14 protein-coding genes are annotated in these 13,827 nt (G+C 67.5%); 7 read left to right on the forward strand and 7 right to left on the reverse strand.

Translation table 11 applies throughout. The features are described 5' to 3' along the window. Positions 1-185 precede the first annotated feature (185 nt). From ccmA to ACRARE_RS16960, 5 genes are read left to right on the forward strand one after another with little or no spacing between them, the layout of a single operon-like run. Complete coding sequence (gene ccmA / locus ACRARE_RS16940; RefSeq protein WP_432657637.1) at positions 186-809, forward strand: heme ABC exporter ATP-binding protein CcmA; 624 nt, start codon at positions 186-188, stop codon at positions 807-809. Further along, a complete protein-coding gene (ccmB, locus tag ACRARE_RS16945) occupies positions 806-1,462 on the forward strand; it encodes a heme exporter protein CcmB (RefSeq protein WP_432657638.1) in 657 nt (218 codons plus the stop codon). Before ccmA ends, ccmB begins: the two co-directional genes overlap by 4 nt. 59 nt (positions 1,463-1,521) lie before the next feature. Continuing rightward, positions 1,522-2,271 (forward strand): heme ABC transporter permease, encoded by a 750-nt coding sequence (locus ACRARE_RS16950; protein ID WP_432657639.1) that lies wholly within the window; start codon positions 1,522-1,524, stop codon positions 2,269-2,271. Positions 2,272-2,273: 2 nt separating this feature from the next. After that, on the forward strand, positions 2,274-2,435 hold the full coding sequence (gene ccmD, locus ACRARE_RS16955) for a heme exporter protein CcmD (protein WP_432657640.1): 162 nt from the start codon (positions 2,274-2,276) through the stop codon (positions 2,433-2,435). Next, positions 2,432-2,965, forward strand: coding sequence for a DsbE family thiol:disulfide interchange protein (locus ACRARE_RS16960; protein ID WP_432657641.1), 534 nt, complete (start codon positions 2,432-2,434; stop codon positions 2,963-2,965). Before ccmD ends, ACRARE_RS16960 begins: the two co-directional genes overlap by 4 nt. 17 nt (positions 2,966-2,982) lie before the next feature. Here ACRARE_RS16960 and ACRARE_RS16965 read toward each other — a convergent pair whose 3' ends face one another. Further along, a complete protein-coding gene (locus tag ACRARE_RS16965; protein ID WP_432657642.1) occupies positions 2,983-3,735 on the reverse strand; it encodes a hypothetical protein in 753 nt (250 codons plus the stop codon). 178 nt (positions 3,736-3,913) lie between these two features. After that, positions 3,914-6,658 carry an aconitate hydratase AcnA gene (gene acnA / locus ACRARE_RS16970; protein WP_432657643.1) on the reverse strand — a complete coding sequence of 915 codons (2,745 nt, stop codon included), beginning with the start codon at positions 6,656-6,658 and terminating at the stop codon, positions 3,914-3,916. Positions 6,659-6,972: 314 nt separating this feature from the next. On the opposite strand from acnA, the gene ACRARE_RS16975 reads away from it, so the two are divergent. Next, a complete protein-coding gene (locus tag ACRARE_RS16975) occupies positions 6,973-7,755 on the forward strand; it encodes a DUF1223 domain-containing protein (protein ID WP_432657644.1) in 783 nt (260 codons plus the stop codon). Between the two features lie 92 nt (positions 7,756-7,847). On the opposite strand, the gene ACRARE_RS16980 is transcribed toward ACRARE_RS16975, so the two are convergent. Together ACRARE_RS16980 and ACRARE_RS16985 are read right to left on the reverse strand one after the other, a co-directional pair. Further along, on the reverse strand, positions 7,848-8,783 hold the full coding sequence (locus ACRARE_RS16980) for a lysophospholipid acyltransferase family protein (protein ID WP_432657645.1): 936 nt from the start codon (positions 8,781-8,783) through the stop codon (positions 7,848-7,850). Between the two features lie 51 nt (positions 8,784-8,834). Next, positions 8,835-9,779 (reverse strand): DMT family transporter, encoded by a 945-nt coding sequence (locus ACRARE_RS16985; RefSeq protein WP_432657646.1) that lies wholly within the window; start codon positions 9,777-9,779, stop codon positions 8,835-8,837. Positions 9,780-9,932: 153 nt separating this feature from the next. Between ACRARE_RS16985 and ACRARE_RS16990 the strand changes: the two genes are divergently transcribed. Beyond that, complete coding sequence (locus ACRARE_RS16990) at positions 9,933-10,460, forward strand: hypothetical protein (protein ID WP_432657647.1); 528 nt, start codon at positions 9,933-9,935, stop codon at positions 10,458-10,460. 468 nt (positions 10,461-10,928) lie between these two features. Here ACRARE_RS16990 and ACRARE_RS16995 read toward each other — a convergent pair whose 3' ends face one another. The 3 genes from ACRARE_RS16995 to purB all read right to left on the reverse strand — a co-directional run bounded on the left by ACRARE_RS16995 (position 10,929) and on the right by purB (position 13,817). After that, positions 10,929-11,990 (reverse strand): flagellar motor switch protein FliG, encoded by a 1,062-nt coding sequence (locus ACRARE_RS16995; RefSeq protein WP_432657648.1) that lies wholly within the window; start codon positions 11,988-11,990, stop codon positions 10,929-10,931. A 78-nt stretch (positions 11,991-12,068) separates the two neighbouring features. Continuing rightward, the gene (locus ACRARE_RS17000) at positions 12,069-12,224 is read right to left on the reverse strand and encodes a hypothetical protein (protein ID WP_432657649.1); all 156 of its coding nucleotides are present in this window, start codon (positions 12,222-12,224) and stop codon (positions 12,069-12,071) included. A gap of 285 nt (positions 12,225-12,509) precedes the next feature. Continuing rightward, entirely contained in the window at positions 12,510-13,817 is a 1,308-nt protein-coding gene (gene purB / locus ACRARE_RS17005) for an adenylosuccinate lyase (protein ID WP_432657650.1), read from the reverse strand. Between the last annotated feature and the right edge of the window lie 10 nt (positions 13,818-13,827).

The raw sequence follows: 13,827 nt of genomic DNA on the forward strand, positions 1-13,827 counted from the left end.
TTGAGCGGGGGTGGCCGGGGCCCTTTGGTGAAAGTGGGGCACGCCGGGGGCGTGGGCTGTTCCCATTCGACGGCCATAAATACTCCCGCCGGAGGCGGCGGGGCAGGGTGACCTGACCCATGTCAAGGACGGGGCGGGGCGCATCGGTTCTTTTGTGCGTCGCGTGAACGGGTTATGGATTTCCCATGGAGATGAAAGTGACCGATCTGGCCGTCGCCCGGGGGGGCGTGCCGCTGTTGGCGGGGGTGAGTTTCACCCTGGCGCCGGGGCGGGCGCTGATCCTGCGCGGCCCGAACGGATCCGGCAAGACAACGCTGTTGCGGGTGCTGGCCGGGTTGCAGCCGCCCCAGGGCGGAACCATGTCCTTTGACCGCGAGGCGGTGGCCTATGGCGCCCATGCGGACGGGCTGAAGGCGCAGATGTCGGTGGTCGAGAACCTGACCTTCTGGGCCGCCGTCCATGGGCTGCGCGATATTGCCCCGGCGCTGGCGGCCTTCGATCTGGAGGGGCTGGGCGACCGGCTGGCGGGCACCCTGTCGGCCGGGCAGAAGCGGCGCCTGGGGCTGGCGCGGCTGATGGTGACGGGGCGGCCCCTGTGGCTGCTGGATGAGCCCACGGTGTCGCTGGATGCGGCCTCGGTCACGCTGTTTGCCGAGGCCGTGCGGGGGCATCTGGCGCGGGGCGGTATGGCGGTCATCGCGACCCATATCGACCTCGGCCTGCCCGAGGCCGAGGTGCTGGATGTGGGGCCATTGAAGGCCGCCTTGCCCCTGGGCGGGCTGGATGAGTTCGACGAGGCCTTCCTGTGATCGCGCTGCTGGCAAGAGACCTGAAACTGGCGGTGCGCGCGGGCGGGGGCTTTGGCCTCGGCCTGGCCTTCTTCCTGATCCTGGTGGCGCTGGTGGCCTTTGGCGTCGGCCCCGAGGGGGCGCTGCTGGCGCGGATCGCGCCGGGGATCCTGTGGGTCGGCGCCCTGCTGGCCTGCCTTCTGTCGCTGGATCGGATCTTTGCGCTGGACCGCGAGGATGGCAGCCTGGACCTGCTGGCCACCGCGCCCCTGCCGATGGAGGGGATCGTCACCGTCAAGGCGCTGGCGCACTGGATCACAACCGGGCTGCCGCTGGTGGTGGTGGCGCCCCTTCTGGGGCTGATGCTGAGCCTGCCGGGGCCGGGCTATCTGTGGCTGTTCCTGTCGCTGCTTCTGGGCACGCCGGCCCTGTCGGTGCTGGGCACCTTCGGCGCGGCGCTGACCGTGGGGCTGAAACGGGGCGGCTTGCTGATGTCGCTGATCGTGCTGCCGCTTTATGTGCCGACGCTGATCTTCGGCGCCGAGGTGGCGCGGCGCGGCGCGGCGGGACTGGCGGTGGAAGTGCCGCTGTTGCTGCTGGCGGGGATCACCTGCGGCACCCTGGCCCTGCTGCCCTTCGCCAGCGCGGCGGTATTGCGGGTGAACCTGCGGTGATCTGTCCGCTGTCTGGAAATTTACTGTCCCGAGGGGGCGAAAGGGGATAGGCCGGAGCCATGAAATCCATCTGGGAATATGCCAATCCGAAGAAGTTCACCGAGACCGCCCAGGCGCTGCTGCCCTGGGTGACCGGGCTGACCGTGATCTGCATGGGGGTGGGCCTGATCTGGGGCTTTTTCTTTACCCCCGAGGATTACCGGCAGGGCTCCACGGTGAAGATCATCTATCTGCATGTGCCCGCCGCGCTGATGGCGATCAACGCCTGGTTCATGATGCTGCTGGCCTCGCTGATCTGGCTGATCCGGCGCCACCATGTCAGCGCCCTGGCGGCCCGCGCCGCCGCCCCGGTGGGCGCGATGATGACGATCATCGCCCTGGTCACCGGCGCCATCTGGGGCCAGCCCATGTGGGGCACCTGGTGGGTCTGGGATCCGCGGCTGACCAGCTTTCTGATCCTGTTCCTGTTCTACCTGGGCTATATCGCGCTGTGGTCCGCGGTCGAGGATGACGACACGGCCGCCGATCTGACCTCGATCCTGTGCATCGTCGGCTCGGTCTTTGCGGTGTTGTCGCGCTATGCGGTGAACTTCTGGAACCAGGGGCTGCACCAGGGGGCCAGCGTGATGCGCGCGGGCGCCCTGGCGGGCGACACCGAAGAGCGGGTGAGCAATGTCTTTGCGGTGCCGCTTTTCATCTCGATGGCGGGCTTCGTGCTGTTCTTCCTGGCGCTGGTGCTGCTGCGCACCCAGACCGAGATCCGGGCGCGGCGAATGCGGGCCCTGGTGGCACGCGAAAGGAGGGGCTGAGGATGATGCCGGAACTTGGAAAATACGCGGGCACGGTGTTGTCGGCCTATGCGGTGTCGCTGGTGCTGATCGTGGTGCTGGCGCTGTGGTCGATCTGGCGCGCGCGCCGGGTGCGGGCCGATCTGGCCCAGGTCGAGGCGCGGGTGAAAGGGGATCGGGGATGAAGATCAAACCGCTGATGCTACTGCCGCCGCTGGTCTTCATCGGGCTGGGGGCGCTCTTCTACACCGGAATGCAGCGCGACGATCCCGACCAGCTGCCCACGGCGCTGGCGGGCCAGCCCGCGCCGCCGGTGGTGCTGACCCCGATGGAGGGGCTGGCCCCCTTCGATGACGCCACCCTGCGCGACGGCCAGGTGAAGCTGGTGAACTTCTGGGCCAGCTGGTGCGCCCCCTGCCGGGTCGAACATCCCAACCTGCTGGCCCTGGGGCTCGAGGGGATCCCGATCTACGGGGTGAACTACAAGGACAAGGCCCCCGCCGCCCTGGCCTTCCTGGCAGAGCTGGGCGATCCCTATACCGCCGTCGGCGCGGATGCCGAGGGGCGCATGGCCTTGAACTGGGGCCTTTATGGTGTGCCCGAAACCTATGTGATCGACGGCGACGGCCAGGTGGTGACCCGCTTTGCCGGGCCGATCACCGAAAGGGTTCTGGAAAGCACCATTCGCCCGGCCATCGAGAAAGCGCGGCGCTGAGGCGCGCCCGGGGGCGCCTACTCGGCCAAGAGGTCGGGCAGGGCGTCCGCGCTGCGCCGCAGGTAGTTCTGTAGCCCCACGTTGCCCGCATCTTCGCGCAGGCGGTCACGGGCGAGGCGTCGCGCCGCCTCGCGGTGGCCCGCGAGCTCTTCGGCCCAGACGCGGACCACCCAGATCCGGCCCGAGCCGGGGTATTCCTGGGTGGCAAAGCGGGTGAAGTTCACCGCGTTCACCGGGTCATCCACCATGACGAAGGCGCGCGACAGGAAATACAGCAGATCCTCGCCCCGCTGCTGCATGTCATAGGCGCGGCGGCAATCGCCGATCGAGGCGCGCCATTTCTCCTGCTCTTGCCGGACCACGCAGCGCGCCAGCCAGGCGTGTCGCATATGCGGGTCAGCCTTCAGCGCCGCATCGTAGAGCCGTTCCGCCTCGGCCGGATAGCCCGCGCCATAGAGCGCCCAGGCGGCGCGGGTGTCGTCCAGCGGCGCGGGGAACAGTTCGGCGGCGTGCAGCAGCTCGGCCCGGGCCTGATCGGTCAGGCCCAGGGCGCTATGCGCCTTGCCGATCACCAGCCAGGCCTCGCCCCGTTCCCGCCCCGCCCAGCGACCATCGCGCGCCAGCGGCGTGCAGGCGTCGATGGCGCCCCAGCTGTCGGCCTGGGGATCGGCCTCGAAACAGGGGGTGACGATGTCGGCGCGGGCGCCCTCGGGGGCAGGCAGGCCCAGCAGTACCAGGGTCAGGGCGGCGGCAAGGGACAGCAGGCGCATGGAACCTCCGGGGGATGCGATGCGACCAGCCTAAGCGGCGGGGCTACGCCCGCCAAGGGGCGGGGGAGAGGTGACGGAATATGTCACGGACCCGGCTGCGGGCGCGCCCCAGGGCAAGAGGGGGGCAAAAGAAAAGGGCGCCCGAAGGCGCCCTTTCCCGATCAACTGTCGAGACGGATCAGGACTTGGCCAGATCGCGCAGCACGTAGTGCAGAACGCCGCCGTGCTCGATGTACTCTTTCTCGATCGCGGTATCGATGCGGCACTTCAGGGTGATGTCCTTCTTGGTGCCGTCGCCCATGGTGATGGTCGCGGTGACCTCTTGCAGCGGGGTGACGCTTTCCAGACCTTCGATATCGACGGTTTCGTCGCCCTTCAGACCCAGGGTCTTGCGGGTGTCGCCACCGGTGAATTCGAAGGGAATGACGCCCATGCCGACCAGGTTCGAACGGTGGATCCGCTCGAAGCTTTCGGCGATCACGGCCTTGACGCCCAGCAGGTTGGTCCCTTTGGCCGCCCAGTCACGGGACGAGCCCGCACCGTACTGCTCGCCGCCGAAGACCACCAGGGGCGTGCCCGCTTCCTGGTATTCCATCGAGGCATCGTAGATCGAGGTCTGTTCGCCCGAGGGAGACAGGGTGTAGCCGCCCTCGACGCCGTCCAGCATCTCGTTCTTGATGCGGATGTTGGCGAAGGTGCCGCGCATCATGACTTCGTGGTTACCGCGACGCGACCCGTAGGAGTTGAACTCGCGCACGGGCACCTGACGTTCGATCAGGTACTTGCCGGCCGGGGTGGTGTCCTTGAAGGAACCGGCGGGCGAGATGTGGTCGGTGGTGATCATGTCGCCCAGGATCGCCAGGACCTTGGCGCCCTTGATGTCCTTCACCGTGCCCGGCTCGGCACCCATGCCGCGGAAGTAGGGCGGGTTCTGGATGTAGGTCGAGGAGGCGGGCCAATCGTAGGTTTCGCCCCCCGAGACTTCCACCGCCTGCCACTTTTCGTCGCCTTTGAAGACGTCGGCGTATTTCGACAGGAAGGCTTCGCGGGTCACGACTTTCTCGACCAGCTCGGCGATCTCGGCGTCGGTCGGCCAGATGTCCTTCAGGTAGACGTCCTTGCCGTCCGGGGTCTGGGCGATCGGGTCGTTGGCCATGTCGATGTTCATGTCACCGGCCAGGGCGTAGGCGACGACCAGCGGCGGCGAGGCCAGGTAGTTGGCGCGCACGTCGGGCGAGATACGGCCTTCGAAGTTGCGGTTGCCCGACAGGACCGAGGTCGCGACCAGGTCGTTGTCGTTGATCGCCTTCGAGATCTCGGGTTGCAGCGGACCGGAGTTACCGATGCAGGTCGTGCAGCCATAGCCCACCAGGTTGAAGCCGACGGCGTCCAGATGCTCGGTCAGACCGGCGGCATCCAGATACTCGGTCACCACCTGAGAGCCGGGGGCCAGCGAGGTCTTGACCCAGGGCTTGCGGTTCAGGCCCAGCTCATGGGCCTTCTTGGCCACCAGGCCCGCGCCGATCAGCACATAGGGGTTCGAGGTGTTGGTGCAGGACGTGATCGAGGCGATCACCACCGAGCCGTCCTTCAGCTCGTAGTCCTCGCCTTCGACCGCGGCGGTCTTCAGCGGCGACTTGGCCAGCACCGGGGCGGGGCCTTCGTCGGCCATTTCCTGGGCTTCCTCGGAAATGTCGATGCCGCGCATTTCGGCCACGGTCTTGACGAAGGCCGGGGCGGCGGTGTTCAGCGCCAGGTAGTCCTGCGGACGTTTCGGGCCCGAGATGGCGGGCACGATGTCGCCCATGTCCAGCTCCAGCGTCGAGGAGTAGACGGGGCTGTAGTCGGCGTCACGCCAGAAGCCGTTTTCCTTGGCGTAGGCTTCGACCAGGGCGATGCGGTCCTTGTCGCGGCCGGTCTGCTCCAGGTAGCGCAGGGTTTCGCCGTCGATCGGGAAGAAGCCACAGGTGGCGCCGTATTCGGGGGCCATGTTGGCGATGGTGGCGCGCTGTGCCAGGGGCAGGTTGTCCAGGCCCGGGCCGTAGAATTCCACGAACTTGCCGACCACGCCGTGTTTGCGCAGCATCTCGACGACCTTCAGCACCAGGTCGGTGCCGGTGGTGCCTTCGACCATGGCGCCGGTCAGCTTGAAGCCGACGACCTCGGGGATCAGCATCGAGATCGGCTGACCCAGCATCGCGGCCTCGGCCTCGATGCCGCCCACGCCCCAGCCCAGGACCGCTGCGCCGTTGACCATGGTGGTGTGGCTGTCGGTGCCGACCAGGGTGTCGGGGTAGGCCACTTCGTCACCGTTCTGGTCCTTGTCGGTCCAGACGGTCTGGGCGAGGTATTCCAGGTTCACCTGGTGGCAGATGCCGGTGCCCGGGGGAACGACGCGGAAGTTCTCGAACGCGGTCTGGCCCCACTTGAGGAAGGTGTAGCGCTCCATGTTGCGCTCGTACTCGCGGTCCACGTTCATCTGGAAGGCGCGCGGGTTGCCGAATTCGTCGATCATGACCGAGTGGTCGATGACCAGGTCGACGGGGACCAGCGGGTTGATTTTCTTGGCGTCGCCACCCAGGGCCTTGATGCCGTCACGCATGGCGGCCAGGTCGACCACGGCGGGAACGCCGGTGAAGTCCTGCATCAGAACGCGCGCGGGACGGTAGGCGATTTCCTTGGGGTTCTTGCCGCCCATCTTGCCCCAGTCAGAGAAGGCCTTGATGTCGTCGACGGAGACGGTCTTGCCGTCTTCGAAGCGCAGCATGTTTTCCAGCACCACCTTCAGGGCGGCGGGCAGTTTCGAAAACTCGCCGAGCCCGGCAGCTTCGGCCGCGGGGATCGAGTAATAGGCAATGCTCTTGTCACCAACCGTCAGCGTCTTGCGCGTCTTGGCGGTGTCCTGTCCGACTACGATGGGCATGGAGATGGCTCCCTTCCGATGAGAATGAGGGGTTCGTGCTGTGTTCAGCTTCTGCCCCAAAGGGGAAAGGCGATCAAGGGGGCATCGGCGATTTATGTATACCTTTGCACACAAAAAGCCGTGTCCCCGGGGGACCTGGGGCGCACAGGCCGGGCGGGGCCCTGCCGAAGGGGCGGCAGGGCGGGGGCGCAAGGTTGACCAAAGGGTCACAGATCGCGACCCTTCCGCCCCCTCTCGCAAAACGTTGATTGGCAGGTGAGCGCCGCCTTGGCTAGGTATCGTTCAACGGGATGTTTGCAGAAGAGATGAACGGAATGGTCGCAAGCCGCAGGGACGTATTGCGGGCGGGGCTGGTATCCGCCGGTGGCGTGCTGGCCGCAGGGCCCGCCTGGGCCCAGGCGGCTGGTCCGTCGGTTGGCCAGGGCGTGGCCGTGCCGGGGCAGGACGCGGCCCAGGGGCTGTCGCCCGTGGTGGTCGAGCTTTACACCTCGCAGGGCTGTTCCTCTTGTCCGCCCGCCGACCGGATGCTGACCCAGATGATCGACAATCCCCAGGTCCTGCCGCTGTCGCTGCATGTGGATTACTGGGATTACCTGGGCTGGAAGGATGGCCTGGCCGATCCGATGTTCACCCGGCGGCAGAAGGCCTATGCCCGCGCCCAGGGCTCGCGCATGGTCTACACGCCGCAGATGGTGGTCGATGGCCAGGGCTTCGTCAAAGGCGCCCATGAGGGCGAGGTGGCCGAGGAGATCGCCCGCGCCCGCCTGCGCCCCAAGGCCGTCCGGCTGGAGGTCGAACCGGCGGGATCGGGCCTGCACCACCTGCGCGCGCTGCCCGCCCCCGACCTGGCGGCGGGGCCGATGCAGGTGACCCTGGTGCATTATCTGCCGCATAAACAGGTCGAGATCCTGCGCGGCGAGAATGCGGGCGCGCGGATCGACTATGTCAATATCGTCACCTTCTGGCGCCCGGTTGCCGAATGGGACGGGCGCGCGCCGCTGGAGATGCTGATCGAGCCGGTGCAGGACCGCCCGGCGGCGGTGCTGATCCAGCGCGCCGGGCTGGGACCGATCGAGGCCGCCGCCCGGCTGCCCTGATCCCGGTATCTTTCGCGTTGCGATAGCACGAAGGCGCGGGCTATGGGGCCACGCGCCTTTTCTCTGTGTGCCAGGCTGTGTGTCGGGCGGTCTCAGCTGTCCTTGGGCCGCCGCGCGCCTTTCGGCTTCTTCTGCTTCCAGCGCCGATGCACCCAGAACCATTGCTCGGGATGGGCGCGGGTCATCTCTTCCAGCGAGTCGTTCAGGGCCTGCGACATCGCCTCGGGGGTGGAATGGGCCAGCGGCGCCTCGATATGGATGTGGAAGGACAGGCCGTCGGGCTGGCGGATGCCGTAGATCGGAAAGATCTCGGCGTCGTATTTCAGCGCCATCTCGGTGGCCGAGGTGGCGGTCTTGGCGGGTCGCCCAAAGAAGGTCAGATCGGCGCCCTTGCCGAAATACTGATCCGACAGCAGCGCCACGATATGGCCGCCGCGCAGGTATTTCACCATCTCCGCCAGGCCACGGCGGCCGCGCGGGAACAGCGGCGTGGCGATCGAGCCCATGGCGCGCACGTAGTGGCGGTTGAAGTAGAGGTTGTTCAGCGGGCGATAGAGCGCGCCCACATCGCCATAGCGCGCCGCCATCTTGGCGCGGAAGGCGTCGTAATTGCCGAAATGCCCCGAGACCAGGATGACCGGGCGGCCCGCCGCGCGGGCGGCATCCAGCGCCGCCAGCCCGGGCCCGTCGAGGGGGGCGTCGGCCAGCCGGGCCTTGAACTCGGGCCCCGAGTAGATCTCGATCAGGGTGCGCCCGGCATTGTCGGTGACCGCGCGCTCCATCTGCCGCACCTCTTCGGGGCTCAGATCGGGGCGCACCAGGGCCAAGTTGTCACGGATGCGGCGGTTGTAGCCCGCCAGGGGCGCCACCAGGCGCGACACCACCCAGCCGACCAGCGGCACCCGCAGCCGGTAGGGCAGTGCCAGCCCAAGCCGCACCAGACCGCCCAGGCCCAGGTTGACCAGGTACTGGCCCAGACGCTGGGCCGGGGGCAGCTCTGCGGGATCGGTGATGGCGGGTTTGGCCATGGGGCAGGGGGTCTCTTGCTTTCTCCGGTACGGCGCCAGCGTGGCGCCGGGTCAGCGACGCGGCTCTGGCGGATCCGGCAGAACCGGGGTTTCCGGTGCCGGGGCGGCCTTGACCTCGGCCAGGGCAGGGGCGCGGGCGGCGCGGGTTTCGCGGTGCCAGACATAGACCCCGGCGCTGACGATCACAAGCGCACCGATCACCGTCGCCCGGTCGGGGTATTCACCGAAGACGACGATCCCCCAGAAGGTGGCCGAGATCAGCCCGGCGTAGGAGAAGGGCGCCAGCATCGCCGCCTCGCCCAGCGACAGCGAGCGGATCAGCAGCAGCTGCGCCGTGGTGCCCAGCCCCGCCAGCGCCAGCATCAGCAGCGCCACCTTGAGCGACGGCAGATCCCAATAGGCCGGCAGCAGTGCCGAGAGCACCACCGAGCCCAGCAGGGCCGAATAGAGCAGCGAGGTCCAGGGATCCTCGCGGTGGCCGATATAGCGGGTGGCCAGCGAGAAGCCCGCATAGGCCAGCGCGGCGGTCAGCGGAAAGAGGGCGGCGGGAGAGAAGACCGCGCTGCCCGGGCGGATGATGATCATCGCCCCGATCAGCGCCGCCCCGATGGCCATCAGGCGGCGCGGGCCCAGCCTTTCGCCCAGAAACAGCGCCGCGCCCAGGGTGATCAGCAGCGGGTTCACATCCATGATCGCCGTGCTTTCCGCCAGGCCCAGGTGGTTCAGCCCCAGGAAGAAGGCCGAGGTGGCGGTCAGCTGGCAGACCGAGCGGAACACCTGCAACTTCGGGAACTGGGTGCGCGCCACCTGGCGCAGCCGGGGCGCGACGATGGCCAGTACCAGCACCACCTGGCCGGTGTAGCGCGCCCAAAGCGCCATGACCGTATTGCTTTCGGCCGCGATGGCCTTGGCGCAGGCATCCATCGAGGTGAAGCAGAAGATGGCCATCAGCATCAACAGGATGGCACGGCCGGTCTGGGGCTGGGCGTGGGACATGGGGGCCTCGGTTTGCAGGTTCGGCGGACGGTAGGGGCCCGGTGCGGGACTGTCCAGAGCACTGCGGCGGGCGACGTCGCGCGAGGTGGGCGAAACCGCTTGCCCCGGGCCGGGGCGACGCCAGTCTGCGTCCAGGACTTGGGACCAATTGAAATGTCGAGATTTTCTCTTTGCGCCGCCGTGCTTCTGCTCGGCGCCCTCGGGGGCTGCAAGCCGGTGGCGGTAGTGGTCGAAAGCCTGTTTCAGGGCAGCCTGCGTGGCCTTGATGCCTGTATGGAGGCCAACGCCTCGTCCTTTCTGGACCGGGAGGACGTCCGGGCGATCTGCGTCAGCAAACACCAGCAGCCGATGACCCCCCGGGAGCTGGAGCATCTGCAAGGCGTGGCGCGCTCGCAGGGCCGGACCATGACGGCGACGATCTCTTCGACCTTCTCGGATCGGATCATCTCCCAGGTGAACCTTATGGTATATCGCTACGACGAGGCAGGCGAGGTGGCCACTGCCCGCAGCAATGCCAGCACCTGGTTGCTGCCGGGCGAGCGCGTCGAGGTCTCGGCCGAACTGATGGACCTGTCCACGGAAGATCAGGCTTTGGGCTGGTGCGATGATGCGCTGGCTTTTGATGCGCGTCGGTCCTGCAAGACCTGGGACATCTTCTATGCCCGGGCGATCTCTTTCTAGGGCGTGACCCGGCGGCGCGGTTTGTCGCTGCTGTGCCGGGAACCGCCTGGTCCGAGACCGGCTGCGCGCCAGGGTCTGATCCGCCGGAAAATTCGCGGCGCGCTGCCTGTTTCGCATGACATGCCACGGGGCGGCGCCTGATGGCGGCAAAGCCTGCCTCCCATGAAGACCGCTGCACCCGCCGGGCGCCCCCGCCTGTTTCGCCGGAACCGGCCCGGCCCGCTGCCCGTTCATCGCAACACCCCCCGGGACATTGTCCGCTGGCCGCCGATCCCCGCACCACAGGATGGCCGCTGCATCCGTCGGGGGCTTTGCCCCGCCGTCCGGCCAGCCCCGGGGTCCGCCTCGTCCCGGGGCTATCGCCCTTGACCGGTTGCGCCCATGGCGCTGTCGCGCCCCTCGGGTCAGGTGTCACCGGGCGCTGCGGGTAATCCGTGAACCCGGCCTGTTCCGTGGCCCGCCGTCCGCTCAGCCCTCCTCCTCGTCGTCACCCGCCAGCAGCAGCAGCTCGCCCGCGGCCTCCAGGTCGCGGATGGCCGAGACAACGGCATTCATCGCCTCTTCGGCGTCTTTTGGTTTCACCTTGCCCCGGTCGTTCACCTCTTCGCGCAGGCTGTCGGCCAGGCGGGCCGACATATTGCCCAGCACGTACTCTGCCGTCGCCGTTTCCTCGGCGCCGTTACAGGCCGCCAGGGCGGTGACCAGCATGATCGGATCCACCTGGCGCACCACCTTGGGAATGTCGCGCGGGGCGACGCGGGCGGGAATGTTGGTGAAGGTGAAGATCGCCTTGCGCACCCTTTCGGCGAAATCGCTGTCGGTCTCGTCCAGGCCTTCCAGCACGTCGTCGCGGGTGGCGGCGGTGGAAAAGTTCAGGATCGCGCCCACCCGTTCCACGGGATCCTTGTCGAAGACGCTGTCGGGCTGGGCGTCCAGCTGGCTGGCTAGGGACAGGCCGATGCGGTCCAGCGCCTCGGGCGAGATGCCCGAGGTCAGCGAGATCGCATAGGTGATGCGCCGCGCCCGTGGCCCGGGCAGTTTCGACAGCAGTTCGGCGGCCTTGCCGGTGTCGAGCTTCGACAGCATCACCGCGGCGATCTCGATCGATTCGGCCTCGGCGATCGGCAGCAGCTTCTTCAGATCCAGCGCGCGCACCCGGTCCCAGGGGTCACCGGTCTGGCGCACCCCGGCCTCCTTGCGCAGCCGCGCGGCGGTATGGGGGGAAATCTTGCCGTCCAGCACCGACAGGGCGCCCGCCACGCCGCGCGGGAAGGTCAGCCCCAGGGCCTCCAGCTCTTCGACGAATTCGTCCACCACGCCAGACAGGGTGCTGCGGTCGATATGGCGCATGGTGCCCAGAAGCAGCGTCAGCTCGGCCTGAACCTCCTCCGGCAGCTCTTTCAGCGGCACGTCCAGGCCGCGGCTGAGCAGCAGGCGCACGATCACCGCCGCCTTCTGTTTGCGTGTCATCCGCCCCGGTGCGCCCGAGGTCGGCGGCGCGAACTGCGCCAGCGGTGCCAGATCGCCCATAATCCCCTCATGTCGCGTCCGGGACGCAGCTAATCAGGGAAGGGTGAAGAAAGGCTGAAATCGCCCCCGTCGCCGGGGTCAGCCGGTCACAAGCGCTTCGCAGCTCTGGCTTTCGGCGTTCCAGGTCGTGCCCTTGGCGCAGGCGCTGGCCTGCTGGTCCTTCCAGGCGCAACTGGCCTGAAGGGGGGCGGAAAGGGTGAGGGTCAGGAAGGTGGTGACGAGCAGGGTCTTCATGGCAAATCCTCCGTCTGATGGCCCCAGCATAGCACGAAGAGGCCGAAACCCGAAATTCCGGGCGCGCCGCCCCTTTTTCCATCCTGAAGGCTGAAAATACTCCGGGGGGCGCCGCGCCGCAGGCGGGGCGGGGGGCAGAGCCCCCCGCTGTGCTTTCCATGCCGCCGTCCGGCGGCGGGGGGCAGAACCCCCTTTGCCCAACCCTGGCCGCCCCCGCACCGGCGCCGCAAAAGCAAACGGCGCCCCCGAGGGGGCGCCGCCGTATGTCGCATCCTGTCGCGGGGATCAGCTCTCGCCGAAGACCCGTTTGAAAATCGTGTCCACGTGCTTGGTGTGATAGTCCATGTCGAACTTGGCGTTGATGCCGTCGACACCCAGGGCCGCCACGACCTCTTCATCGGCCAGCAGCAGCTCGCGGAAGTCCAGGCGCTCTTCCCAGACCTTCAGGGCGTTGCGCTGCACCATGGAATAGGCGTCCTCGCGGCTGACACCGGCCTGGGTCAGGGCCAGCAGCACCCGTTGCGACATCACCAGACCGGGGAACTTGTTCATGTTGTCCAGCATGTTGTCGGGGAAGATCAGCATCTTTTCGACCACACCGGCCAGGCGGTTCAGGGCGAAGTCCAGGGTGATGGTGGCATCCGGGCCGATGCCGCGCTCGACCGAGCTGTGCGAAATGTCGCGCTCGTGCCAAAGCGCCACGTTCTCCATCGCGGGCACCACGGTCATGCGCACCAGGCGCGCCAGGCCCGTCAGGTTCTCGGTCAGCACCGGGTTCTTCTTGTGCGGCATCGCCGAAGAGCCCTTCTGACCCATCGAGAAGAACTCTGCCCCTTCCAGCACCTCGGTGCGCTGCATGTGGCGGATCTCGATCGCCACGTTCTCGATCGAGCTGGCGATGACGCCGAGCGTGGCAAAGAACATCGCGTGACGGTCGCGCGGGATCACCTGGGTGGAGATCGGCTCCGGCTTCAGGCCCAGCTTGGCGCAGACGTGTTCCTCGACCGCGGGGTCGATATTGGCGAAGGTGCCGACGGCGCCCGAGATGGCGCCGGTGGCGACCTCTTCACGGGCAGCCAGAAGACGGGCCTTGTTGCGGTCCATCTCGGCGTAGAAGCGGGCGAAGGTCAGGCCCATGGTGGTGGGCTCGGCATGGATGCCGTGGCTGCGGCCGACGCGCACGGTCATCTTGTGCTCCATCGCGCGTTTCTTCAGCGCGGCCAGAACCTTGTCCATATCGGCCAGCAGGATGTCGGCGGCGCGCACCAGCTGCACGTTCAGACAGGTGTCCAGTACGTCCGAGCTGGTCATGCCCTGGTGCACGAAACGGGCCTCTTCACTGCCCACATGTTCGGCCAGGTGGGTCAGGAAGGCGATGACGTCATGCTTGGTGACGGCCTCGATCTCGTCGATGCGGGCCACGTCGAACTCGACATCCTTGGCTTTCCAGACGGCATCGGCGTTCTCGCGCGGGATGACCCCCAGATCGGCCTGGGCGTCGCAGGCGTGGGCCTCGATCTCGTACCAGATGCGGAACTTGGTGGCGGGCTCCCAGATGTCGGTCATCTCTTTGCGGGCATAGCGGGGGATCATCGGCAGCGTC

It is taken from the genome of Pseudooceanicola aquaeponti (assembly GCF_050897975.1).
GTDB lineage: Bacteria > Pseudomonadota > Alphaproteobacteria > Rhodobacterales > Rhodobacteraceae > Pseudooceanicola.

Excerpts from the sequence above, each read along its gene's own strand:
- ccmA (WP_432657637.1), top strand. The coding sequence starts at position 186 with ATGGAGATGAAAGTGACCGATCTGGCCGTCGCCCGGGGGGGCGTGCCG.
- ACRARE_RS16950 (WP_432657639.1), top strand. The coding sequence starts at position 1,522 with ATGAAATCCATCTGGGAATATGCCAATCCGAAGAAGTTCACCGAGACC.
- ccmD (WP_432657640.1), top strand. The coding sequence starts at position 2,274 with ATGATGCCGGAACTTGGAAAATACGCGGGCACGGTGTTGTCGGCCTAT.
- ACRARE_RS16960 (WP_432657641.1), top strand. The coding sequence starts at position 2,432 with ATGAAGATCAAACCGCTGATGCTACTGCCGCCGCTGGTCTTCATCGGG.
- ACRARE_RS16965 (WP_432657642.1), bottom strand. The coding sequence starts at position 3,735 with ATGCGCCTGCTGTCCCTTGCCGCCGCCCTGACCCTGGTACTGCTGGGC.
- acnA (WP_432657643.1), bottom strand. The coding sequence starts at position 6,658 with ATGCCCATCGTAGTCGGACAGGACACCGCCAAGACGCGCAAGACGCTG.
- ACRARE_RS16975 (WP_432657644.1), top strand. The coding sequence starts at position 6,973 with ATGGTCGCAAGCCGCAGGGACGTATTGCGGGCGGGGCTGGTATCCGCC.
- ACRARE_RS16980 (WP_432657645.1), bottom strand. The coding sequence starts at position 8,783 with ATGGCCAAACCCGCCATCACCGATCCCGCAGAGCTGCCCCCGGCCCAG.
- ACRARE_RS16985 (WP_432657646.1), bottom strand. The coding sequence starts at position 9,779 with ATGTCCCACGCCCAGCCCCAGACCGGCCGTGCCATCCTGTTGATGCTG.
- ACRARE_RS16990 (WP_432657647.1), top strand. The coding sequence starts at position 9,933 with ATGTCGAGATTTTCTCTTTGCGCCGCCGTGCTTCTGCTCGGCGCCCTC.
- ACRARE_RS16995 (WP_432657648.1), bottom strand. The coding sequence starts at position 11,990 with ATGGGCGATCTGGCACCGCTGGCGCAGTTCGCGCCGCCGACCTCGGGC.
- ACRARE_RS17000 (WP_432657649.1), bottom strand. The coding sequence starts at position 12,224 with ATGAAGACCCTGCTCGTCACCACCTTCCTGACCCTCACCCTTTCCGCC.
- purB (WP_432657650.1), bottom strand. The coding sequence starts at position 13,817 with ATGATCCCCCGCTATGCCCGCAAAGAGATGACCGACATCTGGGAGCCC.